The sequence below is a fragment of the Streptomyces sp. NPDC005963 genome (assembly GCF_040638655.1).
Classification (GTDB): domain Bacteria; phylum Actinomycetota; class Actinomycetes; order Streptomycetales; family Streptomycetaceae; genus Streptomyces.
In genome coordinates this window covers 184,803-208,255 of the sequence record NZ_JBEXVD010000011.1, presented here as the reverse complement: position 1 = coordinate 208,255, position 23,453 = coordinate 184,803, and the positions used below count along the sequence as shown (strand labels likewise).

The 23,453-nt window shown below is 70.7% G+C and carries 20 protein-coding genes and 1 pseudogene; 10 read left to right on the top strand and 11 right to left on the bottom strand.

The window, feature by feature from the left end; translation table 11 throughout:
- Window positions 1-3: 3 nt before the first annotated feature.
- The 3 genes from ABZ348_RS17890 to ABZ348_RS17880 all read right to left on the bottom strand — a co-directional run bounded on the left by ABZ348_RS17890 (window position 4) and on the right by ABZ348_RS17880 (window position 1,968).
- A complete protein-coding gene (locus tag ABZ348_RS17890) occupies window positions 4-198 on the bottom strand; it encodes a hypothetical protein (RefSeq protein WP_358933993.1) in 195 nt (64 codons plus the stop codon).
- The gene (locus ABZ348_RS17885; RefSeq protein WP_358933992.1) at window positions 195-500 is read right to left on the bottom strand and encodes a hypothetical protein; all 306 of its coding nucleotides are present in this window, start codon (window positions 498-500) and stop codon (window positions 195-197) included. The genes ABZ348_RS17890 and ABZ348_RS17885 overlap by 4 nt, the downstream gene beginning before the upstream one ends.
- Before the next feature lie 610 nt (window positions 501-1,110).
- The gene (locus ABZ348_RS17880; protein WP_358933990.1) at window positions 1,111-1,968 is read right to left on the bottom strand and encodes a LysR family transcriptional regulator; all 858 of its coding nucleotides are present in this window, start codon (window positions 1,966-1,968) and stop codon (window positions 1,111-1,113) included.
- A gap of 207 nt (window positions 1,969-2,175) precedes the next feature.
- Between ABZ348_RS17880 and ABZ348_RS17875 the strand changes: the two genes are divergently transcribed.
- From ABZ348_RS17875 to ABZ348_RS17860, 4 genes are all read left to right on the top strand, one after another.
- Window positions 2,176-3,054 (top strand): EamA family transporter, encoded by an 879-nt coding sequence (locus ABZ348_RS17875; RefSeq protein WP_358934052.1) that lies wholly within the window; start codon window positions 2,176-2,178, stop codon window positions 3,052-3,054.
- Between the two features lie 163 nt (window positions 3,055-3,217).
- On the top strand, window positions 3,218-4,792 hold the full coding sequence (locus ABZ348_RS17870; protein ID WP_358933988.1) for a 4-coumarate--CoA ligase family protein: 1,575 nt from the start codon (window positions 3,218-3,220) through the stop codon (window positions 4,790-4,792).
- A gap of 161 nt (window positions 4,793-4,953) precedes the next feature.
- Window positions 4,954-5,637, top strand: coding sequence for a pyridoxamine 5'-phosphate oxidase (gene pdxH / locus ABZ348_RS17865; RefSeq protein ID WP_358934051.1), 684 nt, complete (start codon window positions 4,954-4,956; stop codon window positions 5,635-5,637).
- Between the two features lie 546 nt (window positions 5,638-6,183).
- Window positions 6,184-7,611, top strand: a complete 1,428-nt coding sequence (locus ABZ348_RS17860) for a PAS domain-containing protein (protein ID WP_358933986.1) — start codon at window positions 6,184-6,186, stop codon at window positions 7,609-7,611.
- A gap of 362 nt (window positions 7,612-7,973) precedes the next feature.
- Here ABZ348_RS17860 and ABZ348_RS17855 read toward each other — a convergent pair whose 3' ends face one another.
- Complete coding sequence (locus tag ABZ348_RS17855) at window positions 7,974-8,729, bottom strand: SIS domain-containing protein (protein ID WP_358933984.1); 756 nt, start codon at window positions 8,727-8,729, stop codon at window positions 7,974-7,976.
- Window positions 8,730-8,962: 233 nt separating this feature from the next.
- Here ABZ348_RS17855 and ABZ348_RS17850 point away from each other — a divergent pair, with 233 nt between their 5' ends.
- Together ABZ348_RS17850 and ABZ348_RS17845 are read left to right on the top strand one after the other, a co-directional pair.
- A complete protein-coding gene (locus tag ABZ348_RS17850) occupies window positions 8,963-9,655 on the top strand; it encodes a metal-dependent transcriptional regulator (protein WP_358877142.1) in 693 nt (230 codons plus the stop codon).
- Window positions 9,656-10,601: 946 nt separating this feature from the next.
- Window positions 10,602-11,489 carry an alpha/beta hydrolase gene (locus ABZ348_RS17845; RefSeq protein WP_358933982.1) on the top strand — a complete coding sequence of 296 codons (888 nt, stop codon included), beginning with the start codon at window positions 10,602-10,604 and terminating at the stop codon, window positions 11,487-11,489.
- A gap of 153 nt (window positions 11,490-11,642) precedes the next feature.
- Here ABZ348_RS17845 and ABZ348_RS17840 read toward each other — a convergent pair whose 3' ends face one another.
- The 4 genes from ABZ348_RS17840 to ABZ348_RS17825 all read right to left on the bottom strand — a co-directional run bounded on the left by ABZ348_RS17840 (window position 11,643) and on the right by ABZ348_RS17825 (window position 15,716).
- Window positions 11,643-12,083, bottom strand: coding sequence for a subtilase-type protease inhibitor (locus ABZ348_RS17840; protein ID WP_358933980.1), 441 nt, complete (start codon window positions 12,081-12,083; stop codon window positions 11,643-11,645).
- Between the two features lie 380 nt (window positions 12,084-12,463).
- Window positions 12,464-14,092: a transporter gene (locus ABZ348_RS17835; protein ID WP_358934049.1), complete on the bottom strand. Its 1,629-nt coding sequence runs from the start codon at window positions 14,090-14,092 to the stop codon at window positions 12,464-12,466.
- Between the two features lie 44 nt (window positions 14,093-14,136).
- Window positions 14,137-14,961, bottom strand: coding sequence for an ABC transporter ATP-binding protein (locus ABZ348_RS17830; RefSeq protein WP_358933978.1), 825 nt, complete (start codon window positions 14,959-14,961; stop codon window positions 14,137-14,139).
- An 89-nt stretch (window positions 14,962-15,050) separates the two neighbouring features.
- Entirely contained in the window at window positions 15,051-15,716 is a 666-nt protein-coding gene (locus ABZ348_RS17825) for a bifunctional DNA primase/polymerase (RefSeq protein WP_358933976.1), read from the bottom strand.
- A 321-nt stretch (window positions 15,717-16,037) separates the two neighbouring features.
- On the opposite strand from ABZ348_RS17825, the gene ABZ348_RS17820 reads away from it, so the two are divergent.
- Window positions 16,038-17,420, top strand: coding sequence for a transcriptional regulator (locus tag ABZ348_RS17820; protein WP_358933974.1), 1,383 nt, complete (start codon window positions 16,038-16,040; stop codon window positions 17,418-17,420).
- Window positions 17,421-17,733: 313 nt separating this feature from the next.
- Complete coding sequence (locus ABZ348_RS17815; RefSeq protein WP_358933972.1) at window positions 17,734-19,395, top strand: hypothetical protein; 1,662 nt, start codon at window positions 17,734-17,736, stop codon at window positions 19,393-19,395.
- A gap of 81 nt (window positions 19,396-19,476) precedes the next feature.
- Here the strand turns inward: ABZ348_RS17815 and ABZ348_RS17810 are convergent, their stop codons facing one another.
- Entirely contained in the window at window positions 19,477-20,682 is a 1,206-nt protein-coding gene (locus tag ABZ348_RS17810) for an ABC transporter substrate-binding protein (protein WP_358934047.1), read from the bottom strand.
- Between the two features lie 307 nt (window positions 20,683-20,989).
- Between ABZ348_RS17810 and ABZ348_RS17805 the strand changes: the two genes are divergently transcribed.
- Entirely contained in the window at window positions 20,990-21,436 is a 447-nt protein-coding gene (locus tag ABZ348_RS17805; RefSeq protein ID WP_358934045.1) for a hypothetical protein, read from the top strand.
- A gap of 45 nt (window positions 21,437-21,481) precedes the next feature.
- Complete coding sequence (gene purU / locus ABZ348_RS17800) at window positions 21,482-22,333, top strand: formyltetrahydrofolate deformylase (protein WP_358933970.1); 852 nt, start codon at window positions 21,482-21,484, stop codon at window positions 22,331-22,333.
- 51 nt (window positions 22,334-22,384) lie between these two features.
- Here the strand turns inward: purU and ABZ348_RS17795 are convergent, their stop codons facing one another.
- Together ABZ348_RS17795 and ABZ348_RS17790 are read right to left on the bottom strand one after the other, a co-directional pair.
- Window positions 22,385-22,819: a DUF4240 domain-containing protein gene (locus ABZ348_RS17795; protein ID WP_358933968.1), complete on the bottom strand. Its 435-nt coding sequence runs from the start codon at window positions 22,817-22,819 to the stop codon at window positions 22,385-22,387.
- An 84-nt stretch (window positions 22,820-22,903) separates the two neighbouring features.
- A pseudogene (locus tag ABZ348_RS17790) lies at window positions 22,904-23,453 on the bottom strand (hypothetical protein); the annotation flags it as partial.

The window sequence follows — 23,453 nt, the reverse complement described above, 5'->3', positions numbered from 1 at the left end:
CGACTATCTGGAGGGGGTGTACTCGTCCGGGGCCGGACCCGGGGTGAGCAGCGGTGCGCAATGGGGGCAGGCGTACAGCAGTATCTCGCCCCCACGGGTCCAACGGACGGGTACGGCGGCGGTGGTGGCGCGCCCGCACTCGACGCAGTCGGCGCAGAACACCGTCGGGGCGGGGGCGGTGAGGGCATCGAGAGTCATGCGGACGCTCCTCGGGCGGTGATGGGGAGGTCGAGCCCCATGGCGGCGTACAGGAGCCTTCGACGCGGCCGTACCGGACGCAACTCCAAGGTGTCGTCGGCCGGGGCGTAGGGCCGGACCAGCCGGGAGTCCTCGCCGCGCAACGGGCAGTGCCGCTCGATGACGTGGACCGGGGTCGGAGTGGCCCAGGGCTGCGTCCAGGGGTCGATCGGGGGCGGGGTGCAGTCGGGGATGAGTTCTCCCCCGCCCCTTCCTAACAGTCGTGCTGCCCAATGCAGCAGGTGGGCGATCAGTTCACACATGTGGGGGTCAGCTCCTCAACTGCTCTCGTCGTTGTTGTCGCTGTTGTCGGGCCCGTCCATGGTCGCGTCGAGCGCGGCATCGGGAACAGGGCGCCGGCGGCTGCCATGGCCCGCGTACTCCGGGGTGTTCAAGGGCGCATCCGTCTCGGGTGCGCGAAACGCCAAGCTGTGCCCGCCCCGGGGGAGGCGAGCGGGTGCGCGCTCCGTCATCGGGCAGGGGTGCCCGGTGGACGGGGCCGGTCCGGCACTACGCGCACGGTCGCGGGTGGACGACCGAAGGCCCGGGCGGCTCGCGCTTCCCGGCTCCTGGGAGAACGTCGAGCTGCCACACCAGGTCATAGTGCAGCCCCGCCGGGTGATCTTCCAGAGCGCATCCGAGAAATGCCCCGGGAGGAGCGGAACACCAGCCCTGGGGGCGTTGATCACCATGAGAGCGATGAGATTCATGGGTATGACTGCTCGGGGACCGTACAAGTGTCGCCCGTCGTCGAGTGCGCGGTTGAGGCGTTAACTCCGTTGGTTGGTACGGCACTTGTGGGAGTTCGGGGCCTCGGTACGCCTACGTGGCCGCCCGGGGGAGTGGGTGCCAGGGCATACGGGCAGACACGACTCAGGCGTCCCGGGTGAGTTCCCGCGCCAGCTCCCGCAGTGCCGGAAGGTCCGGATGGCCGGGGCCGGAGCGGTGGGCCAACAGCACCGGAACCGGCGGGGCGTCCGGGAGGGGCCGGTAGGAGACCCCCGGGTGCGGGTGCATCTTCGCCGTCGAAGCCACCGAGACTCCCGCGCCCCGGCCCGCGGCGATGGCCGTCAGCCAGTCGTCGGTGTTGGTCACCGTCAGCGTGGAGACCGGACGCCCGTCCTCCGGCCAGAGGTCGATCGTGGTGATCCCCGACACCAGATTGATCAGGACCGGCCCCGATGCGAGATCGGCGAGGGTCAGCTCGGCGCGGGCCGCCAGTGGCCCGTCCGAGGTGACGGCGGCCACCCTCGGCTCCATGAACAACAATTCCGTCACCAGACCGGGCGTCTCCACCACTCCCCGCAGCACCGCCGCATCCACCGCACCGCGCGCCAGCCCCGCCGTGCGGTCGTCGATCCGGAGCAGCTCCAACGGGGTCTGCGGGTGCTCGCGCTCCCAGCGGCGCAACAGCGGAGTCGTGTGGGGGCCCAGGGCGGACCAGGCGTGCCCCAGGCGCAACGGCCAGTGGTGCAGTCGGTTCGGATCCAGGGCCTCGTCGAAGGCCGCGACCGCAGCCGCCGCCTTGTCACGGAAGACCCTGCCCTCCGCGGTGAGCGCCAGATGGTGGGTGGAGCGGTCCACCAGCCGGGTGCCGAGCTGTTTCTCCAGCGCCGCCAGCGCCCGGGACACCGCAGGCTGTGTCAGATGCAGCCGGACGGCCGCCTTCGTCACGCTCTCCTCATCGGCGATGGCGAGGAAGGCGCGCAGATGACGCAGCTCGATGCTCATGCGCCCGCAGCATAACCGCAGACCAGTCGGCATTTCACGAGACGTGCGGCAGGCCGTAGCGTGGTCTGATCGGCTCGGTGCGAGCCGGATGCCGGTATTCGGGACTCCTGGAGGGCTTCCGTGGACGAGGTGCGGAGCACAATCGCCGCAGAGGGGCCCGAGACGGCTGCGGCTCTCGATGCGGCACGAACTGGTGCGGCGCTCGATGTGGCACAACCCGCCGAAGGCTGGCGGGCGCGGCTGGGCGGCGGGTCACTGGGCCCGGTCGGGCTGGTGGTCGCAGGAGCGCTGTCCGTCCAGTTCGGAGCCGCGGTCGCGGTCCTGCTGATGCCCGAGGCAGGCGCGTTCGGCGTGGTCACCCTGCGCCTGGTGCTGGCCGCCCTGGTCCTCATGATCATCTGCCGGCCCCGGCTGCGCGGCCACTCCCGTGCGGACTGGGGGACGGTCGTCGCCTTCGGTAGCGCCATGGCCGGCATGAACATCCTCTTCTACCAGTCCATCGACCGGATTCCGCTGGGCGCAGCCGTCACCCTCGAAGTGCTCGGGCCGCTGGCGCTCTCGGTCATCGTGTCCCGGCGGGCGATCAACTTCGTCTGGGCGGGACTGGCGCTCGTGGGCGTGGTGCTGCTCAGCGGCGGCGGGTTCGACCGGCTCGACCCGGTCGGCGCACTGCTCGCCGTGGCCGCCGGCGGGATGTGGGCCGCGTACATCGTCTTCAGCGCACGCACCGGACGGCGCTTCCCGCAGGCCGACGGGCTGGCCCTGGCGCTGGCCTTCGGCGCACTGCTCAGCCTGCCGTTCGGACTGGTCGAGGCCGGCAGCAAACTGATCGAGCCCTCGATCCTGCTGATGGGCCTCGGGGTCGCACTGCTGTCGTCGGTACTGCCGTACACATTGGAACTGCTCGCGCTGCGCAGGCTGCCGGCACCCACCTTCGCGGTGATGATGAGTCTGGAGCCGGCGGTCGCGGCAACGGCCGGATTCCTGGTGCTCAACCAGGCGCTCGCGGTCACGGATGCACTGGCGATCAGCCTGGTCATCGTGGCCAGCATCGGAGCCGTCCGCACCCAGGTGCGCCGCAAGTAGCCGGGGCGGGGTCCGGTCGGATCGTCGCATTCGGCCGGATCTGATCCCTCCCCACCCGTCTCACGGCATCCGGAGCCTCCCCGGGTCTCCCCAAGCGGGTGCGCAACCGCGATTCTGGGCCTCCAGCCTTGACTGCACGGCGATGCACAGCGAGGGGGCTCCCATGGTGTTCCGCAGCCACTACGCAGACGTCCAGCCCGTCAGTGAACCCATCCACGATGCGGTGCTCGCCCGGGCCGCCGAACTGGGCACCGCGACCGCCCTCATCGACGCGGTGCACGGCACCACCGTCAGCTATGCAGAGCTGGACCACCAACACCGTCGGATCGCGGCGGCCCTCGCCGACGCGGGCGTGCGCAAGGGCGATGTGATCGCCCTGCACAGCCCCAACACCGTCGGTTACCCCGGGCTCTTCTTCGGTGCGACCCGTGCGGGTGCGACCGTCACCACCGTCCATCCCCTGGCCACCGCCGAGGAACTGGCCAGACAGCTGCGGGACTCGTGCGCGCGTTGGATCGTCACCGTTCCCGCGCTGCTCGAAGTCGCCCGCCGATCGGCGGAGCTGGTGCCGGGGATCGCCGAGATATTCGTCAGCGAGCATCCCGGAGGGCGCCGGAGCGTGCGCGACCTCCTGCGCTCGACCGCACCCGAACCACACGTGGACTTCGACCCCGCCGAGGACATCGCGGTCCTGCCCTACTCCTCGGGCACCACCGGTCTGCCCAAGGGCGTCCGGCTCAGTCACCGCTCGATCGCCACCAACCTGGCCCAACTCCACCGGCTGCTCCCGGTGGGCCGGGACGACCGCATCCTCGCCGTGCTGCCGTTCTTCCACATCTACGGTCTGACCGCGCTGCTGACGGGGCCGCTGCGGCAGGGAGCGACTGTCGTCGTACTGCCCCGCTTCGAGCTCGACAGCTTCCTCGGGGCGATCGAACGGCACCGGGTGAGCCGGCTGTACGTGGCGCCGCCGATCGTCCTGGCGCTCGCCAAGCACCCGGCGGTCGACCGCTATGACCTCACCTCGCTGGAGCACATCGTCTGCGCGGCGGCCCCGCTCGATGCCTCACTCGCCCTCGCCTGCTCGGCCCGGCTCGGGTTGCCCCCCGTCCGGCAGGCGTACGGCATGACGGAACTCTCGCCCAACTGCCACGCCGTCCCCCTGGACGCCCACGATCCGCCGGCGGGGACGGTCGGGCGGTTGCTGCCGTCCACGGAGATGAGGATCGTCGACCTCGACGACCGGACGCGCACCGTCGGCCCCGGCGAGGAGGGTGAGATAGCGATCCGCGGCCCGCAGGTGATGCGGGGGTACCTGGGCCGTCCGGACGCCACCGCCGCCCTGGTCGACAAGGACGGCTGGCTGTTCACCGGCGATGTCGGGCGCGTCGACGACGACGGCTGGCTCTTCGTCGTGGACCGGGTGAAGGAACTGATCAAGTACCAGGGGTACCAGGTCGCCCCGGCCGAGCTCGAAGCGGTGCTGCTCACGCACGCGCTGATAGCGGACGCGGCGGTGATCGGGATCCGCGAGGAGGACGGTACGGAGGTTCCCGCCGCCTTCGTCGTGCGTCGCGTCGCCGCCGGACAGCTGACCGCGGACGAGGTGATGGCCCATGTCGCCGCCCGGGTGGCGCCGTACAAGAAGGTCCACCGGGTCACCTTCGTCACGACGGTTCCCCGGGCCCCGTCCGGGAAGATCCTGCGGCGCCAGCTCCGTGAGCGCGAAGGCGCCTAGACCCCCAGGGCCCTGGGGAAGGAACGAGATCTGGCACTGCGTGTCGCGCGGCGGGGGCGTTGGGGCAGGATGAAGCGGTGACCGATCACGCCGCTGCCCCGGATCCCGCCGCCAAGGCGCGTACGTCGAGCGACCTGGAGCCCGTTCCGGACCCCGCCGTCATGCGCGAGCAGTACCGTTCGACGCCCCTGTTGGAGTCGGACCTCGCGCCCACGCCGATGGACCAGTTCGCCCGCTGGTTCCGTGAGGCGACGGCGGCTGCGCTCCAGGAGCCCAATGCGATGGTCGTCGCCACGGCCACGCCCGACGGCCGCCCCTCCACCCGCACGGTGCTGCTCAAGCACTACGACGGCCGGGGCTTCGTCTTCTACACCAACTACGCCTCGCGCAAGGGCCGGGAGATCGCCGAGAACCCGCAGGTCTCGCTGCTGTTCCCGTGGCATCCGATCGCCCGTCAGATCATCGTCACCGGCACGGCGACGAGGGTCAGCCGCGAGGAGACGGTGGCGTACTTCCGGACCCGGCCGCACGGCTCCCAACTGGGCGCCTGGGCGAGCGAGCAGTCCTCCCAGATCGGCTCGCGACAGGAGCTGGTGGAGCGGTACGAGGAACTCGCCCACCGCTACCCGGAAGGGGAGCAGGTGCCCGCGCCGCCCGAGTGGGGCGGGTTCCGCGTGGTGCCGGAGACGGCCGAGTTCTGGCAGGGACACGAGAACCGGCTGCACGACCGGCTGCGGTACGTACGGGCCGAAGAAGCCGAGGTAGTCGAAGAAGGGGACGGCCACCGCGAGGGGGGTCGTCTCGAAGGGGACAAGGCTTGGCGGGTCGAGCGGCTGTCCCCCTGACGGGTCCGCGGTCGATCCCCCGTGTGCCCGCCGGGCCGCTCGCCCCGGAGGGTCGGCCTCTGCCGCCTGCCCGGAATCGCCGAGCCCCCGGCCCGTGGATCCGCACGAAATACGGCGGTACGGAATCGGACCACCCGGAACCGGCTCATTCAAAAAGCAGCAGAATGGGCGTGCACATGACGAATTTATCGGTGTGGTGCGCCCATGCAGAAACCCGCGGGCTCTGGTCCCTCCTTGCGGAGGGGCCGGCCGGACGATACCGGCGAGCCCGCGGGTCGGTGACTGCTTGGATTGCGGCAGGAGGTCTGCCGACTGCACGAAGTGCGGCAGCAGGCCCTAGCCCGCAGCCACCTCACTCGTCCGGTATGCATACATCTTCCGAACCACCTCCTTTCCTGTGTGCCCACACCCTAGGAACCTCCGCCGAGCCGTTCAACCGAATTAATGTGCATCGCTTTTTCGGAACCCCGTGTGTCCCCGGTCACGTTCGAGTTGAATGGTCTGACGTGCATCAACTCGCGCGGACGCGTCCTTCAGGGGGCCGGTATGAGTGCATCGAAGAGCGAGACGAGCGAGACCGCCGACTCGTCCTGGCCCCCGGGCCGAGGCGGAGCGGCGCAGGACGACACGGTGAGCGAGCCGTGTTCGGAGTTGCTTGCCGCCCTCCTCGACGGGATGGACGCGGCACTCTGTGCCTTTGCCGCCGACGGCACGATCACCCACTGGAACCGTGAGGCCGAGCGCATCCTCGGCTGGTCGCCCGACGAGGCCGTGGGCCGGCGTGGTTTCACCGGATGGGCCGTGCGCAGGGCCGACGCGGACGAGGTGGCGCGCCGACTGATGGCGGTGATGGCCGCACCCGGACGTCAGGTCGACGAGTTCGCGCTGTTGCGCAAGGACGGCGGGCGGGTGCTCGTACGGACCCAGTCGGCGCGCGTACTCGGCGCCGACGGCAGCCCCGCGGGCGTCTACTGCGCCTTCAGCGAGGTCCATGCCCAGATCGACCTGGAACGCTCCATAGCCCTGAGCGAGGCCCTGTTCGACGACGCCTCCTGGGGCGTGGTCCTGGTGGACGTCGATCTGCGGCCCACCACCGTCAACGGCTATGCCGAGCGGGCCCTGACCGCGGGTGGCGCCTCACCGCTCGGGCGTCCCCTCGGCGAGATGATCGTCGAGGGCGTCGAGCAGTTGGAGTCGTCGCTCCACCACGTCCTGGCCGAGGGCGCCCAGCGCGGGTTGAGCGAGGTGTGGGTGACCCTGGCGGGCGGCACGGCCGACGACCGGGCCGGCAGCGGGTCCGCAGGAGGCCGGCGCAGGTGCTGGCGCAGCGGCTTCCTCCGATTGGGCTCCCCGCTGGCCGAGGAGCCGGTGCCGCTGGGCGTGGCCTGGCTGTTCCACGACGTCACCGAGTCGCGCCTGGCCGAACAGGAGGCCGACCGGCTGCGCTTCCGCGCGGGCCAACTGCACCGGGCGGGCCGGGCGGCGGCCGAGTCCGCGGACCCGACAGCGGCGGCCATGACCTATCTCGACTTCGCCCTCGCGGGATTCGCCGATCACGTGGTGGTGGACGTCGTCGAGGCGGGCGAGGGCGGGCGGCTCGTCCGCGCGGCGGCGACGCCCACCGGTGCACCGGGCCCCTGCCTCCCCGTGCCGGGCGGCGGACCTCCGCTCACCTATCCGCCGGGGCATCCGGCACTTCAGGCGGCCGATCGCACCGGTTCGGTGCGGGCGAGCGCGCCGGGCACGGCGTCCGGGGCGGAGCTCGCGAAGTGGTCCAAGGACCGCCGCTGGCCCCGGGAGTCGGCGCACGCGCTCTGCACGGTGCTCAGGAGCCGGGGTCGCACGCTCGGGGTCGTCACCTTTCTGCGCGGCCCGTCCCGACCCGCCTTCGAACGGCCGGATGCGGTGTACGCGGAGAGCATGTCGTCCCTGACGGCCTCCGCCTTGGACCTGGCTGCCCTGGTGGCCCGCTAGGGCCCTTCTTTCGGATCTTGCTGGGCTCGCGTGCCCTGGCACCGCGCTCCCCCTGTGCCTAGCGGCACGGGAGGTACCCCCACGCCGCGTTGTCGTCAATCACCAATGGCCCCCTGTGCCTGGGGGCACGGGAGGTGCCCCCACCGCAGTGATTCATTCCTTCGCCTTGCGATCCACGGCACCAGACCCCGCTCCCTGATCCAGCCTGATCCAAAAGAAAGACCCTAGGTCGTGCCCGCAAAGTCCCGCCTGTCTACCGTGCCCTGGCGGGCCGGGGGCGGACGAAGCCCCGGTCGCCGAGCCGATGAGGGCCCGGCCACCGGGGCGCGGTTTCGACGTGCGGACGGGCCCGCGGACACTCCCTAGCGCCGGTAGAAGATCCGGTCGCCGTACTCCGTCATCACGCGGCCGTTCCATTCGTGTCCGCCGTCGACGTTCCCCGACCTCAGCAGTGGCGGTTCGATGCCCCGCTCCACCAGTCGCTCCGCGGCGGTCGCCATCATCGCCTGCATGATGGCGCTGGTGACGACGGTCGACGCCGGGGCGAACGGGGCCTCGATGCCCTCGTGGGTCAGCTCCGCGTCCCCCACGGCGATCTTGGAGTCGAGGACGACATCGCAGTGGTCCTTGAGGAAGGTGCCCGATGCGTTCCGGGCGCTGGTGGCGTCCGCGTAGGCCACCGACGTGACCCCGATGACCTTGATGCCCAGCGCCTGGGCGTTCTGGGCCATCTCGACCGGCAGGGTGTTGCGCCCGGACAGGGAGATGATCACCAGTAGATCGCCGGCCTTCAGCGGGCCGGTGTCGAGCACGGCCGAGGCCAGCCCCTCCACGCGCTCCAGTGCGGAGCCGAGCGTCGCCGGCATCACGTCGACGCCGACCACCCCCGGTACGGCGAGCAGGTTCATCAGTGCGAAGCCGCCCGCACGGTAGACGACGTCCTGCGCCGCGAGTGAGGAGTGGCCCGCGCCGAAGGCGAACAATCGGCCTCCGGAGGCTACGGTGTCCGCTATCGCCTCGCCCGCGGCGGCGATGTTCTCCGCCTCCTCGTCCCGTACGCGTTGCAGCAGACCGATCGAAGCGTCGAAGAACCGACCGGCCAGCTTGCTCTCGCTCATCGCCGAGCCCTTTCGGGGTGTGTGGGAACGCTATGCGAAACACGCGTACCCGGGTACGAATGGAACATGGAGCGTGCCGGGAATATCCCGTGCCGCGGATCACGTTGAGGTCTGGACCACTCCACTGTCAATACGGCCTGAGCTAGCGGCTTTCTCCGGCGCGACACAGTTGTCAGTGCGATGCGTAAGAATTGAGTCGGGGCCGCAGCGCACGATTTCATCGAGGGGCACGTATGTCCGGACTGATCGACACCACGGAGATGTATCTCCGCACCATCCTTGAGCTGGAAGAGGAAGGTGTGGTTCCTATGCGCGCGCGTATCGCGGAGCGGCTTGACCAGAGCGGTCCCACAGTCAGCCAGACCGTGGCCCGCATGGAGCGGGACGGTCTGGTGACGGTCGCGGGAGACCGTCATCTGGAGTTGACCGAGGAGGGCCGGCGCCTGGCCACCCGCGTGATGCGCAAGCACCGGCTGGCCGAGTGCCTGCTGGTCGACGTGATCGGGTTGGAGTGGGAGCAGGTCCACGCCGAGGCGTGCCGCTGGGAGCACGTGATGAGCGAGGCCGTGGAGCGGCGGGTGCTGGAGTTGCTGCGCCACCCCACCGAGTCTCCCTACGGCAACCCGATTCCGGGCCTGGAGGAGCTGGGCGAGAAGGCCGAGGCCGATCCCTTCCTGGACGACAGCATGGTCTCGCTCGCCGACCTCGACCCCGGGGTCGAGGGCAAGACGGTGGTGGTCCGTCGGATCGGGGAGCCGATCCAGACCGACGCCCAGTTGATGTACACGCTGCGGCGGGCCGGGGTTCAGCCGGGTTCCGTGGTGAGTGTGACGGAGTCGGCCGGCGGAGTGCTCGTCGGCAGCAGCGGTGAGGCGGCGGAGCTCGAAGCCGACGTCGCTTCGCACGTCTTCGTGGCGAAGCAGTAGCGCGCGGGGTTACGGGACCCTGCTGAGGGTCCCGCCCGCGTCCTTCGGTGTGGACGAGGGGGCGTGCACCCCATTGCCCTCACCGGCATCTCTGAGAACGTTTTCCGCCCGGAATGGCAACGCCCGGGCGAATCGCGTGCCAGTCTGGCCCTGAGGCATATGACCCAAGGCCGGGGAGGGATCAGGGTGATGCGCCCGTCGTACGCCCCGCGTACCGAGCAGCGCAGTCCACAGGTCCCCAGCCCCCGGAGCCAATCTACGCGTGTCCCACGGCCGTGGCGTCGTGGTGGGGAGCCTCCGGGCTGCTGTGGAGATCGTCCGCGCGAAGCCCCTCTCGTACCCCTTCCCCACCCGGTCCGCGGTGCCTTCGGAGGGCAACGGGACGCCTCTTCTGCTGGTGCCCCGGTCCATCGGGCCGGTGGGCGCGGGCGCCGCGGCCTCTGGAGCCGTGCTGTGGTGTTCCTGGCGCAGCCGGAGCCCTCGGCGGTGGGCTCGGTGGCGGGCTCGACGGGCGGGGGGCCGTCGCAGCGCACGGTGGTGTCGCATCGACGGCCGGACGCCAGTGGGCGACGGTGCCTTGGAAGGGTGTCGCACTCGGTGGGTTCACCGTGCTCGGTGGGGCCCATGAAATCAGCGGGATCGAAACGCGTCGGGTGGATGCCCGGTGTCGCGGGGGAGAGCCCCGGCGCCCAAGGGCGCCGGGGCCCGTCCTCCCCTGTGTTGACCCGGAGCCCCGAGCTCCCAGGGTCAATCCCCTCGGACCGTCTTCCCCGAGCGGCCCGCCTCCCGCTGAAGATCTCCCCCCGCCGGAGACGGTCAATCCTGGAAGGCGGTCACTCGAACGAGGGGTGTTGCACGTCAGAAGCGTGTTTTCGAATGTGAGTTCGATAAGCTGCGGGTGGGCAGCCGAACAGGTCAACAGGGGACAGAAGGGGGTGCCGGGCACATGGTGCGGCGCATCGACGTGACCGGAGCCGACGGCGTACGGCTGGCCGCATGGGAGTACGCGGACCCGCCGAAGTGGGGTGGGGAGGGGCGGAGTGTCGAGGAGCCCGTGCATGCGCCGGGTGTCTTACTGCTGCACGGGCTGATGGGCCGGGCGTCCCATTGGGCGTCGACGGCGCGTTGGCTCGCCGAGCGGCACCGGGCGATCGCGCTCGACCAGCGGGGCCACGGTCGGAGCGACAAGCCGACGGAGGGCCCGTACACCCGTGAGGCGTATGCGGCCGATGCCGAGGCCGCGATCGAACAGTTGGGCGTCGCGCCGGTGGTGCTGATCGGTCATGCGATGGGTGCGCTGACGGCCTGGCAGGTCGCCACCAGACGTCCCGAGCTGGTCAAGGCGCTGATCATCTGCGATATGCGGGCCTCCGCACTGGGAGCCGCCTCGCAACGCGAGTGGGACGAGTGGTTCCGCGCCTGGCCGGTGCCGTTCGCCACCCTGGCGGACGTGCGCAAGTGGTTCGGCGAGGACGACCCCACCATGGAGCAGCCCAGCGCGTCCCGGGGCGAGTTCTACGCGGAGGTGATGGCCGAGCGTGCGGACGGTTGGCGTCCGGTGTTCTCCCGGCGGCAGATGCTGAAGTCCCGGGAAGCATGGGTCCACGACGCGCACTGGGAAGATCTCGCCCTGGTCGAGTGCCCCACGCTGGTAGTCCGTGGCGTGGACGGCAAACTGGGCCGTGCGGAGGCCCAGGAGATGGTCCGGGTGCTGCCGCAGGGCCAGTACGCGGAGGTGCCCGATGCCGGTCACCTCATCCACTACGACCAGCCGGAGGGGTGGCGTGCCGCCATCGAGCCCTTCCTCGACGGCGTACGCGGACTGGAGGAGTGACCGCCGGGCTCCCGGCCGTGCCGTAGTCCCGTTCCACGGTGCCGACGGGCCCGTCCCCGAACTGCGGGGCGGGCCCGTCGACCGTGTCCCAGGGCCCCGGGGGTCCGGGCCTGTCGATCTGCGTCGAACGGTTCAGAAGGTGGTTCTGGAAGTTCAGAAGGCGAAGATCGCGCCGCCGCCGAGGCTCGCCACCATCTCGCAGCCGTTGTTGAACGTGCCCGACCAGGTGAGGTGTCGGCCCCGCCACACCCCGTCCGCCGTCACCGTGACCGGTTCGAACTGGCGGGTGCAGGTCGTGTACGGGAGCGCGGAGGGCAGCGCCGTGAACTCCCCGTCCACCCGCTCCAGTTCACCGCAGGCCGCAGTCGATGCCGGATGGCTGCCGCCGGCCGACGGCCCGCAGTCCAGGGTGACCGCCCGCTCGACGGTGGAGGTGACGCCGTTCGCCGCTCCCTTGCCGATGGTCAGCACGAGCGCGGAGGGGGCGTACAGGGTGCCGGCACGGGCGGGCTGTGCGGCTTCGGCCGCTGCGACGGCCGTCCCGCCCAGGACCAGGGCGGTGGCGACGGCGAGCACGCTGTGCGTACGACGCATGGAGGGAGCTCCTTCACGACTGCGGGTGGTTGCGCTCGGGAGTCTTGCGTACGCGGACGGTGAAGGTCGGATGCGTCGGCGACCGATCACCCGTTTCCAGCCGTACCCCGCTCGGCGGGATCGCCCGTATGGCCGTCGACACGGCTCACGGTGGGGACTGTCGGGTGGCGCCGACCGTCGGGCGCCCCCGTGTGAACGGGACTTCCTTCCTTGGGGCTTCACACCGTCGAGCCCCCACCGGCCGGCGAACAGCACTGAGGTGCGAGGGCGCGGCCCTTCCCCTTCGACGTGAAACCGTCGCTGCCGTCGTCGACCGCACATACGAAAAGGGGCCGCCGGTCGAGCAGTTGGTCGACCGGCGGCCCCTTGTACGAGTGGAGCTACCCCTTGCTGACGGCCGTCAGGATCTCCGGCAGCCGGCTCGCCGTCCAGGGCGCGGCCAGCCGGACCCCGGCCCAACCGAGCAGCAGCCCGTAGGCCGCGCCGAACGGCAGCAGGAGCCACAGGTTCTCGTGGCCGTCCGTCGCGTGCAGCCAGATCGTCGCCGCGATCACCGGAGCACAGAGCAGGGTCGCGATCAGCATTCCGCCGAGGATCGACATCCATGCGATGCCACCCTGCCCGGGCGCGGCGTTCTTGTAGGCGCTGTCCTGCGGGATCGAGTAGGGGAAGCGGGCCGACGCCAACGCGCCGGTCGCCAGCATCGCGCCCAGGATGGCGAGCGAGAGTCCCAGCGCCGACGGCAGCGTCTTCCAGTCTCCGAGGACCACGGCCACGATCACGGTGACCGCGACCGTGTACGGGAGCGTGACCACGAGCAGCGCCAGTGCCCTGGCCCGCAGTTCCTCGTAGGCGTCACGGGTGGTGGAGATGGTCTGCGCGACCATCCAGAAGGCCGAGGTGTCCTGACCGAACTGGTTGTACATCTGGACGCCCAGCATCCCGGCCGCGAAACAGGAGAAGTAGATCGACCCGAGGCCCTGCACCACGTTGAACAGGGGCACAAGCAGCCCGATGGCCAGGCCCGACACCCAGGCGGCCTTGGTCTTGGGGTCGCGCCACATGTAGCGCAGGCTGCGCTGCATCGTCGCGCCGGTACGACCTTCGGGCAGCAGGCGGTGCATCCCCGTCGCGGAGCCCTCGCGCGTCGGGGCCGAGGACGCGGCCAGGGTGGAGCCGTCGGGCGTGGTCATCAGAGCCGTCAGGCTCCGTGCCCAGGACCAGAGCAGGGCCTGGAGGGCGAGCGTGGTCAGGGCCAGTTGGGCGAGGGCGACGCCGTAGGAGCCGTTGCTCGCGGATTCGATCGCGCCGATCGCGGACGCGGGCGGCAGCCACCGTACGACCTCGGCCACCGGTTCCAGGGCGGAGACCCCACCGGAGCGACTGAGCTGCTGGGCGCCGAAGTTCACCACCTGGATGCCGACCGCGATCACCAGACCGCTGAGCACCGCCAGATCGCGGCCCTTACGCGAGGTCAGCAGCCGGATGTTGCCGGCCGCCACCGCCCGCGCCAGGGCCACGCACACCAGGAGCGTCAACGGCACGGCGGCCACCGAGACCACGGTGGCGAACGCGCCGTGGGCGAGCGCCAGCGCCGCGCCGAGGACCAGACAGAGCGAGAACAGCGGGCCGATGCCCACCAGGGAGGCGGCGAGCAGCGCGAACACCAGCGGGCGCGGACGCAGCGGCAGCATCACCAGCCGGGTCGGGTCCAGGGTCTCGTCACCGCTGGGGAAGAACAGCGGAAGCACCGCCCAGCCGAGGGCCAGGATCGCCGTGAGGAGCACGGCCACCGTCATGGCGTCCGTATGGCCCCGCAGCAGTACCAGGCCAAGCAGTTGGCCGGCTGCGATCAACAGGGCGAAGATCAGCGACACGACGAAGACGGCGGTGCGCGCCGATGACTGTCGCAGCCCGTTGCGCAGCAGCGAGAGTTTGAGTCGGACGAAGACGCCGGCCAACTGTCGGCCGCCCAGTTCGGCGCCCCGGAGACCGCCGGCGGGCGTCACCGCGTCCGTATGGCCCACGGGCGTCGAGCGGCTCTCTGCGGCGGTCACCGGGCACCGCCCCCGCCGAGCCAGTCCAGGGAGTCCCCCGTGTCCCGTCCGCTCGCCCCCACGAGTTCCAGGAACGCGTGCTGGAGGCTCGGGGCGTCGCCGCGGACCTCGGCGAGCGGGCCCTGTGCGCGGATGCGTCCTGCGGCCATGACCGCGACCCAGTCGCAGAGCGACTCGACGAGCTCCATCACATGGCTGGAGAAGACGACGGTCGCCCCGGAGGCCGTGTACCGCTCCAGCACCCCGCGGATCGTCTGGGCAGACACGGGGTCGACCCCCTCGAACGGCTCGTCGAGGAAGAGCACTTCGGGGTTGTGCAGCAGGGCCGAAGCCAGACCGATCTTCTTGCGCATGCCGGTCGAGTAGTCGACGACCAGTTTGTGCTGGGCGCCGGCGAGGTCGAGCACGTCGAGGAGTTGGGTGGCGCGCTTGTCCACCTCGTCGCCCGGCAGCCCGCGCAGCCGTCCGCCGTAGGCCAGCAGCTCCCGGCCCGACAGGCGCTCGAAGAGTCGCAGCCCCTCCGGCAGGACGCCGATGCGGGACTTGACGGAGATGGGGTCGCGCCACACATCGTGCCCGGCGACTTCGACGCGCCCCTGATCGGGCCGCAGCAGTCCGGTGACCATCGACAACGTGGTCGTCTTGCCGGCGCCGTTGGGCCCGACCAAGCCGATGAACTTGCCGGCGGGGAGTGTCAGGTCGATGCCGGATACGGCGATCTGCTCGCCGAACCTCTTCCACAGGCCCTCGACGCGAACAGCGGACGGTGCCGTGTGTGCTCCGTCCGCCTCCGCGGCTCCCATCGCCCGGTCATCCGGCATGGTGCCCCCCGCCTTTCGGTGTTCCCGTTGTGTTCTACGTGTCGTCCACGTGTTCGCGTCCGTACGGGTCCACCTTATGTAAGGGTGAGCTAAAGCCCACGGGCGCGAGCCGCCACCGCCTCCCGGCCACAGGCGTACGCCAGTGGACTGATCAGCTCTTCCGCATCCGGCAGCCAGCGGTTCGCTGGCGTCGGCCGCCGCGCCCACTGCACCGCGCCCTGCGCGCCCACCCGCGTCGGCGGAGCCGCGATGTAGTGCCCCTCGCCCCGGCCGACCAGATCGATCGAGCTCGGCGCCCAGCCGAGGCCACGGACCAGGTCCGGCACCTTCTGTGCGCCGCCCGGGAGGACGAAGAACAGCATTCGTCGATCAGGGGTGCAGGTCACCGGGCCGAGCGGAAGGTCCATCCGCTCCAGCCTGGCGAGCGCCAAGAAGCCCGCAGACTCGGGGAGGTCGAGCGCGTCGAAGGTGCGGCCGGTGGGGAGCAGGATCGAGGCCTTGGGGTGTTTGCCCCACATGCGGCGCGCGGCGGTGGCGCTTCCGGTGGCCTGGTTCGCCCAGTCCGAGCCGGTGGCGTGCGCACCGGGCGCAGCGCAGTCGGACTGTTCGCAGGAGCAGCGCACCCTGCCGTCGTCCGACTCCAGCCAGGTACCGGGGAAAACGTCCCAGTGCCGTTCCTCCGCGTACCGCACGGCATGATCCAGCAGCTGCTCACCTCTCTGCTGGGGGATCTGTGCGGCCTCTGCAACTCCCATGGTCTCTTCCACGCACCACTCAACTTCCGCTGTCACCTAGGGTTACGGGCGTCCTACGGGCCGCCCATGGTCATGATCCCGCATATGGGGCGCATGGATGCACGGACGGGGGCGCGCGTGCGGACCGGCCACGGGGGCGGGTACCCACTGATACATAGGGGGGCGACACGCCGTCTCTGCCCGCGCCAGAAGCATAGTCGGCGTGATCCGGAAATCCGCCGGGACTTCTGGAAAAAACAGACCAAGCCGCGGAAGTCTGCATTCTCCGTAAATCAGCCGGGCAGTGATCCCTGCGTGGATCGTGGCCTCAGGGGGTTACCAATGGCAGCCAGGTCTCTTGTCGCCCGACAGCCGAACGAACGGCTGCAGGCGCTCATTCAGGAAGCCGGATGTTCCAACGCGGGACTCGCACGTCGCGTCAACATGGTCGGCGCGGAACGCGGGCTCGACCTGCGCTACGACAAGACGTCGGTGGCCCGTTGGCTGCGGGGACAGCAGCCGCGCGGACGGGCTCCCGGCGTCATCGCCGAGGCGCTCGGCCGGAAACTGGGCCGTACGGTCACCATCGACGAGATCGGCATGGCCAACGGGAAGAACCTCGCATCGGGGGTGGGCCTCCAGTTCTCGCCGACCGTCCTCGGCGCGATCGAGCAGGTATGCGAGTTGTGGCGCAGTGACGTGGGCCGCCGCGACTTCCTCTCCGGGGCGACGGTGGCCGCCTCGGCACTGGTGGAGCCCAGTCGGGACTGGCTGATCACCGGCGCTGACGGTCAGGTGGCGCGCACCGCGGGAGCGCGCGTCGGCGCTTCGGACGTCGAGGCGGTACGGGCGATGACCCGCGCCCTGACCGAACTCGACCACCGCTTCGGCAGCGGACATGTCCGACCGGTCGTGGTGCACTACCTCAACTCCGTGGTGTCCGGGCTGCTTTCGGGTTCCTATCGGGATGCGATCGGCCGTGACCTGTTCGCCGCGGTGGCCCGACTCACGGAACTGGCCGGCTATATGGCGGTGGACACCGGACAGCCGGGACTCGCCCAGCGCTACTACATCCAGGCGCTCCGGCTGGCGCAGGCCGCGGGTGACCGCGGTTACGGCGGATACGTCCTGGCCGCGTCGATGAGCCATCTCGCGGCGCAGTTGGGCAATCCGCGGGAGATCGCCCAACTGGCGCGCGCCGCACAGGAAGGGGCGCGCGGTCGGATCACTCCACGGGCCGAAGCCATGTTCTTCGCCGCGGAGGCGCGCGGGCACGCCCTGCTGGGGGACGCCCACACCTGTCACACCGTGGTCGGCAAGGCGATGGCGGCGCTGGAGCGGGCCGAAGCGGAGGGCGGGGACGACCCCGGCTGGATCACCCACTTCGACCAGGCGTACCTCGCGGACGAACTCGCCCACTGCTACCGGGATCTGGGGCAGCCGGAAGCAGCCGCGCACCACGCCACCCAGTCCGTGGAGGGCCATCCGGAGTCCCGGGCGCGGCGGCGGGCGATCGGTCTGGTCCTGCTGGCCACCGCCCAGGTGCAGCAGCGCGAGGTGGAGCAGGCGTGCCACACGGGGACGCGCGCGGTGGAGTTGCTGGGGCAGTTGCGGTCCAGCCGTGGCGCGGAGTACCTGGAGGACCTCCAGTTGCGGTTGGAGCCGTACGGGGAGGAGCCGGCGGTCCGGGAGTTCGGGGCGCGCGTCGAGATGCAGGCCGCGTGAGGGGCGCCTGAGTCCGCCACCATCGATGCCGTCGGGGGCCGAACGTTGCTCACCTTCCGAGGTGAACGGGGGGTTCCCGGCGGCCTTCAGCCTGCTTCGGGGCAGGCTTTGGGCTGCCCTCGTGGCGGGTCGCTTGGCGGGTCCGGAGGGTGGCCCCCGGGGCCCTCGGCCTGTGACTGCGGTCACAGATCGTCGGCCCTTTGGCCATGTGTACAGGGTCGTTGCCAGGCCCCCGCACATGTGTGCGCAGGGCGACGGAGGGCACCCGGTAGCGTGACCCGACGGTTCCGTAGGCCGATACGTAGGAGTCCTGGTGACACACAGCGGACAGGGTGACGAGCGGCATCCCGATGCCCGGCCCGCCCGGGAAGGCGTCGTACTGCCCGCCGACGGCTCCGGCCCCTGGGTGCCGGGGGACCCGGCCGACCACACGGCACCCGCGGGTGGGCAGCCGTGGGGCGAACCCTGGGGGGCGCAGCAGTCGGTGACCGATCCGTCCGCACAAATGCCCTACGCCTCGGCCGAGTTGCCGCACCCCTACCCGCAGCAGGCCGGATACGGCCCGCCCGACGGGTCCCCCTACGGAACACCGGGTGCCGACGCCTCCGCCGGCGCGTCCCTGCCGTTGCCGGACGAGGTGGTGCCGCCTTCGTACGGTCCAGGGCACGGTCAAGGGCACGGCCAAGCGCCGCAGCAGTCGATGACGCCCGGACCTCCCGGAGCCTTTGACGCCACGCAGTTCATCGCGCCGGTGCCGCCCGGGCCGGCGGGTGGGATGGATGCGACGCAGGTGATTCCGCCTGTGTCCTCGGGTGGCGCTGTGCCGTCGGGTGGTGCTGTGCCGGGTGGTGTGGGTGTTCCCGGTGCCGGGGACGCGACCGCCTACCTCCCGCCGGTGCCGCCCGGATCGGCGGGTGGGATGGATGCGACGCAGGTGATTCCGCCTGTGTCCTCGGGTGGCGCTGTGCCGTCGGGTGGTGCTGTGCCGGGTGGTGTGGGTGTTCCCGGTGCCGGGGATGCGACCGCCTACCTCCCGCCGGTCGCACCGGGCGCGCTGCCGCCCGAGAGGCCGGCGCATTCAGGGCACCGGCGGCCCGCCGGGGCGTACGGGCAGCCCGTACCGGACGCTCCGACCAGCGCTCCCTACGGCATTCGCCCCGGCGCACCCGGAGACCGTCCGCCGCCCGCCGAGTTCGACAACCTCTTCCGTGCCGGTGCCGGCCAGGACCCGACGCCACCCGGGCCCGGCCACGCCGCGGGCTCGCACCCGCAGCCGCCCGGCCCGCCCCGGAGTCGTCGCCGACAGGGCGGGACCGGCCCACGCCGTCGCTCCTCGTTCCCGCTGCCGATGGTCGGCGTCGCCGTCGTCGTCGGGTGTGCGGTGCTCGGTCTCGGCGTGAGCGCCCTGGTGTTCGGCGGCGAGGACGAGGGGCCGGCCGATGTGGCCCCCGGAAAGAACGTTGCCGCGGCTCCGTCCACACCGAGCACCGCCAACTCGCCGAAGGCCGCCGAGGCCGACCCCGTCGAGCAGCAGGCGCGGGCGCTGGACCGGTTGCTCGCCGACAGCAACGACAGCCGTGCCGTGGTGATCCGGTCGGTCGCGAACATCAAGGAGTGCGAGGACCTCGACCAGGCGTCCCGGGATCTGCGTGGCGCGGCCGACCAGCGCCGCGGTCTGGTGGACCGGCTGGAGAAGCTGGAGATCGACCGGCTGCCCGAGCACGAGGAACTGGCCGAGTCGCTCACCGACGCATGGAAGGCGTCCGCAGCCGCGGATGACCACTACGCCGTCTGGGCCAAGCAGGTCAAGAGCAAGAAGTGGTGCCGGGACGGCAAGGCGCGCACCAGCAAGAGGGCTTCCCAGGGCAATCGCGCCAGCGGCGAGGCGACGAAGGCCAAGCAGGAGGCCGCCGGACTGTGGAACCCCATCGCGGCCCGCTACGACCTGACCGAGCGCCGGAGCGACCAGCTTTAGGTGGCGCGGAGACTCTTCGCGCTGCACTGGTCCTGGTCCTGGTCCTGGTGCCCTCGCCCGGTGCGCAGCGACGCTGTCCCATCAGGTGCGTCGGGTCGCCCGCAGTGTGGCGCTCACATCCACGAAGTCGGTTCGCTGGGCCACCAGTCGCCCCTTCCGTACCACTTGGAAGGTGACGCTCCGGTTGACGATCCGAGAGAAGCCGCGATCTCCCAGGGTGTCCTCGTGGAGCCAGCGCAGCGGCGGGGTGAGTCCGCCGGTGGGCACCACGAGCCCGCGATCGAGCGCCAGGGAGATCGCGGCCGGGGTGATCTCGTCCCCGTCGAGCGCCTCGATCACCGCCGTCAGCACGGTGTAGGCGATCCAGGTGGTCTGGACGCCCGGGTCGGCCGGATCGATACGGTCGTCGTCGAAGGCGTGGTCCTCGATCACCCGGCGCAGCCCGGCCCAGCGCACATCGCCTGCGGGCGGGTACCAGCCGGTGAGGAAGGCGCCTTCGAAGATACCCGAAGGTCCGCCCGTACGGTCGATGAGCGGCTGGTCGACGCTGCCGAGGACCGACGAGACCCGGACCCCGTCCCGCTCGCCGGGCAGCCTCCGGAAGGCGTCGAAGAAAGTTTCGGTCCGCTCCCCGAGCACGGTGGTGACGCAGCCCGGGCGTTCCCCGTCGCCGGCACGCGCATGGGCACGCGCCTGCTGGGCGTACCGCGTGTAGTCGGTCGCGTCCTCGGGTGCGAGGACGGCCACGGGCTCCCGGCCCGACTGCGCGAGTCCTGCGTCCAGCAGGGAGGGCAGCGACTCACCCGCGAGTGAGTCGGGCCGTACCAGCGCGACGCGTCCGCAGACGTCCGCGAGTTGGACGCCGTGCCCGGCCAGCAGGGAGATCTGGCCGCCGTTGATCGGGTACGAGAGGTAACTGCTCAACTCCTCGTGCGAGATCCCGTATCCGCCGATGAACGGAATGCCGGCCGACTGTAGCGGGGGGAGGAAGGAGCGGGCGTGCTGGCTGTAGGAGCCGACGACGGCGACCGCGCCCTCATCGACCGCCCGTCTGGCGCAGTCGGTGGCCCCTTGCCTGGTGTTGTGCTCGTTGCACGTGATGACCCGCAGGGTGTGTCCGTCGATGCCGCCCCGCGCATTGACCCAGCGCGCGTACGCCGTTGCCATGGCGGGCATTCCGGGCATGTTGGTGGCCTCGGTGCCCTCGGGGGCGAAGGTCATCACGGTGACGGTCGTTCGGGAGTCGCCTCCGATGCCGGGGATGGCTCCGCACCCGGTCGCCACCATGGCCAGGGTCGCGACCAGCGCGGCGGCAAGGGTCCCCCGCCTGGTCCCCCGCCTGTTTCCTGCCGGGGTCGCGACCGGCAGTCGGGGCCGTCGGGTTCGCAGGGAGGGGACGGATCGCCAAGGAGTCATGGGCGTTCAGATTTCCGGCGCCCGGGGAACGGCGCGCGGTGCGCGGGGCAACGACGGATGACGGTCGTATGAAGGGCGGGGGAGGGCCTGTGCGCGTCCGTGACGCAGGGACCGTACGATCGAACACGTGCAGCAAGGTTCCGTCTCCTCTTCCCGTCGCGCCCGTCGTTCCTCCACCATGGGCGGTATGCCGCCCAACGACATGCCCTGGTGGCGCTGGCGCGCCAACGTGCGCTCCGCGCTGCACATGCTCTCGGACCCCGTCTTCCACCAGGAGACCTGGCTGATAGGCCGTGAGGGATACGGCGATGTGACCGATGCCGTCTACCGGCTGGTCGAGGACACCTGGCTCGACAACTGGTCCGCCGACAAGTACATCGGGACGATCTTCCGCGATGCGAACGAGGCCGCCCTGGTCGACGCCGCCGTGTTGCGGGTGCTGCGCGTGATGCACCAGGTGGGTGCGGATGCCCATGTGTCCGCTTATATGGCGCACCAGGGCTGGCCGGAAGCGGTGAACGCCTGTCGGGAAGCCCATCTGCAACTGTCCGCCAACGATGGCGACGAGCCGGACGTGCCGCCGCGGTCGCTGGACGTGCTGCGGATCATGACTCGTTCCGCGTAACGGACGGAATCGGGTGAGGGTCCGCAGGTGTGGCACCCTACGAGGATGACCGACCAGTACGTCCTGACGCTCTCTTGCCCGGACAAAAAGGGCATTGTGCACGCCGTGTCGAGCTATCTCTTCATCACCGGCTGCAACATCGAGGACAGCCAGCAGTTCGGTGACCGGGACACGGGTCTGTTCTTCATGCGGGTCCACTTCTCCGCCGAAGCCCCCGTGACCGTGGAGAAGCTGCGCGCCAGCTTCGCGGCCGTCGGCGACTCCTTCCAGATGGACTGGCAGATCCACCTCGCCGACGAGCCGATGCGGATCGTCATCATGGTCAGCAAGTTCGGCCACTGCCTCAACGACCTGCTCTTCCGCTCCCGGATCGGCGCACTGCCGGTGGAGATCGCGGCGGTAGTGTCCAACCACCTCGACTTCGCCGAACTGGTCGGGTCCTACGGCATCCCCTTCCACCACATTCCGGTGACCAAGGAGAACAAGGCGGACGCCGAGGCGCGCCTCCTGGAGCTGGTGGAGGAGGAGAACGTCGAGCTGGTGGTGCTCGCCCGCTATATGCAGGTGCTCTCGGACGACCTGTGCAAGCAGCTCAGCGGCCGGATCATCAACATCCACCACTCCTTCCTCCCGAGCTTCAAGGGCGCGAAGCCCTACCACCAGGCGCACGAGCGCGGGGTGAAGCTGATCGGTGCCACGGCCCACTACGTGACCGCGGACCTCGATGAGGGCCCGATCATCGAGCAGGAGGTCGAGCGGGTGGGGCACGGGGTGACCCCCGAGCAGTTGGTGGCGGTCGGCCGGGACGTGGAGTGCCAGGCACTCGCCCGGGCGGTGAAGTGGCACGCCGAGCACCGCATCCTGCTCAACGGCCGCCGTACGGTGGTCTTCGCCTGAGGCCGATCGCCGTGCTCGGCCACTGCTGGACCCGCCCTCCGTACGGACTCCCTAGCGGGCGGGCCAGCCGTCGGAGTTTGAGAAGGACTCGTAGCTGTAGCGGGTGGCGCGGTCCCACTCCTTGCCCGTGAGCTCACGGTACGCCTCGTCCGGGACGTACAGCAGGGACTCGGCCCAGATCAGCTCCTCGGCGAACGGGCGAAACCTGGCGGGCTCGCGCAGCACCTCTTCGTACGTCCGCCGGCCCGCGGCGACGACGGCCGCACGCGTGTAGAGGAAGGCGTCGCCCGACAGGTCGTCGCCGCAGTGCTCTTCGGTGTCCAGCAGGTACAGCACCCGGGACAACTGCTCGGCGAAGCCGATGACGTCCTCGACCGGGCCGGTCAGCAGTCGGGCCGTCAGCGCGGGGGCGAGCAGATCGGCCTCGGGATCGGGGTCCGGTGGGCTGCATGTGTCGATGAGCTGCCAGAAAGTCGTCTCGTCCATGGCACCGAGCATGACCCACGGCACTGACAGCGGCTCTCGAAACAGCTCGCGATCGGCTCGCGAAAGGAAGGGCAGCGGTCGGAGCTACAGGCGCCCCAGGGACGCCGCGGCGAGCAGCACTTCGCTGATCGCCTCGCGGTCGCCGTCCTGTCCGGCCGCCGCCTCCCGCGGGGACACATGGCCCGCGACCAGCTTGCAGAACTCGACGCCCTCCAAGGCGACTTGCGCCACTGCGTGGTCGGGTGAACCCAGCGCGGCCGGTGAGTCGAGCGCGATGTACCAGTTGCCACCGCCTGCGCCCTCCACCTCCAACCGCAGCGAGCGACCCGGCGCGCCCGCCGCGACCAACTGCTTCGGCGGCGAGGCCAGACCCTGTCGACGACGTGCCGCCAGCGTCGCGGGCAGCAGCCGCGCGGCCAGGTCGATCATCCGGTTGAGGTGGGACCCGCGGGGTGCGTCGTACGGGTAGTCCACCGCGCTCGCGATGTCGTCCGCGTGCAGCCAACACTCGAAGGCGCGGTCCAGCAGGGAGTCCCGCAGGGGGAGCGAGAACTCTCCGTACGAGACGGAGAGTTCGGCGACGCCCCGACCGGCGAACGACACCGTACGCACCAGGGTGTGGCTCTGGTCCCGC

Bases quoted from the DNA above. Each gene is read 5' to 3' on its own strand.
- ABZ348_RS17845 (WP_358933982.1), top strand. From the start codon at position 10,602: ATGGTGCGGCGCATCGACGTGACCGGAGCCGACGGCGTACGGCTGGCC.
- ABZ348_RS17825 (WP_358933976.1), bottom strand. From the start codon at position 15,716: ATGGGAGTTGCAGAGGCCGCACAGATCCCCCAGCAGAGAGGTGAGCAG.
- ABZ348_RS17880 (WP_358933990.1), bottom strand. From the start codon at position 1,968: ATGAGCATCGAGCTGCGTCATCTGCGCGCCTTCCTCGCCATCGCCGAT.
- pdxH (WP_358934051.1), top strand. From the start codon at position 4,954: ATGCGCGAGCAGTACCGTTCGACGCCCCTGTTGGAGTCGGACCTCGCG.
- ABZ348_RS17805 (WP_358934045.1), top strand. From the start codon at position 20,990: ATGGGCGGTATGCCGCCCAACGACATGCCCTGGTGGCGCTGGCGCGCC.
- purU (WP_358933970.1), top strand. From the start codon at position 21,482: ATGACCGACCAGTACGTCCTGACGCTCTCTTGCCCGGACAAAAAGGGC.
- ABZ348_RS17840 (WP_358933980.1), bottom strand. From the start codon at position 12,083: ATGCGTCGTACGCACAGCGTGCTCGCCGTCGCCACCGCCCTGGTCCTG.
- ABZ348_RS17850 (WP_358877142.1), top strand. From the start codon at position 8,963: ATGTCCGGACTGATCGACACCACGGAGATGTATCTCCGCACCATCCTT.
- ABZ348_RS17810 (WP_358934047.1), bottom strand. From the start codon at position 20,682: ATGGTGGCGACCGGGTGCGGAGCCATCCCCGGCATCGGAGGCGACTCC.
- ABZ348_RS17820 (WP_358933974.1), top strand. From the start codon at position 16,038: ATGGCAGCCAGGTCTCTTGTCGCCCGACAGCCGAACGAACGGCTGCAG.
- ABZ348_RS17860 (WP_358933986.1), top strand. From the start codon at position 6,184: ATGAGTGCATCGAAGAGCGAGACGAGCGAGACCGCCGACTCGTCCTGG.
- ABZ348_RS17855 (WP_358933984.1), bottom strand. From the start codon at position 8,729: ATGAGCGAGAGCAAGCTGGCCGGTCGGTTCTTCGACGCTTCGATCGGT.
- ABZ348_RS17830 (WP_358933978.1), bottom strand. From the start codon at position 14,961: ATGCCGGATGACCGGGCGATGGGAGCCGCGGAGGCGGACGGAGCACAC.
- ABZ348_RS17870 (WP_358933988.1), top strand. From the start codon at position 3,218: ATGGTGTTCCGCAGCCACTACGCAGACGTCCAGCCCGTCAGTGAACCC.
- ABZ348_RS17795 (WP_358933968.1), bottom strand. From the start codon at position 22,819: ATGGACGAGACGACTTTCTGGCAGCTCATCGACACATGCAGCCCACCG.
- ABZ348_RS17890 (WP_358933993.1), bottom strand. From the start codon at position 198: ATGACTCTCGATGCCCTCACCGCCCCCGCCCCGACGGTGTTCTGCGCC.
- ABZ348_RS17885 (WP_358933992.1), bottom strand. From the start codon at position 500: ATGTGTGAACTGATCGCCCACCTGCTGCATTGGGCAGCACGACTGTTA.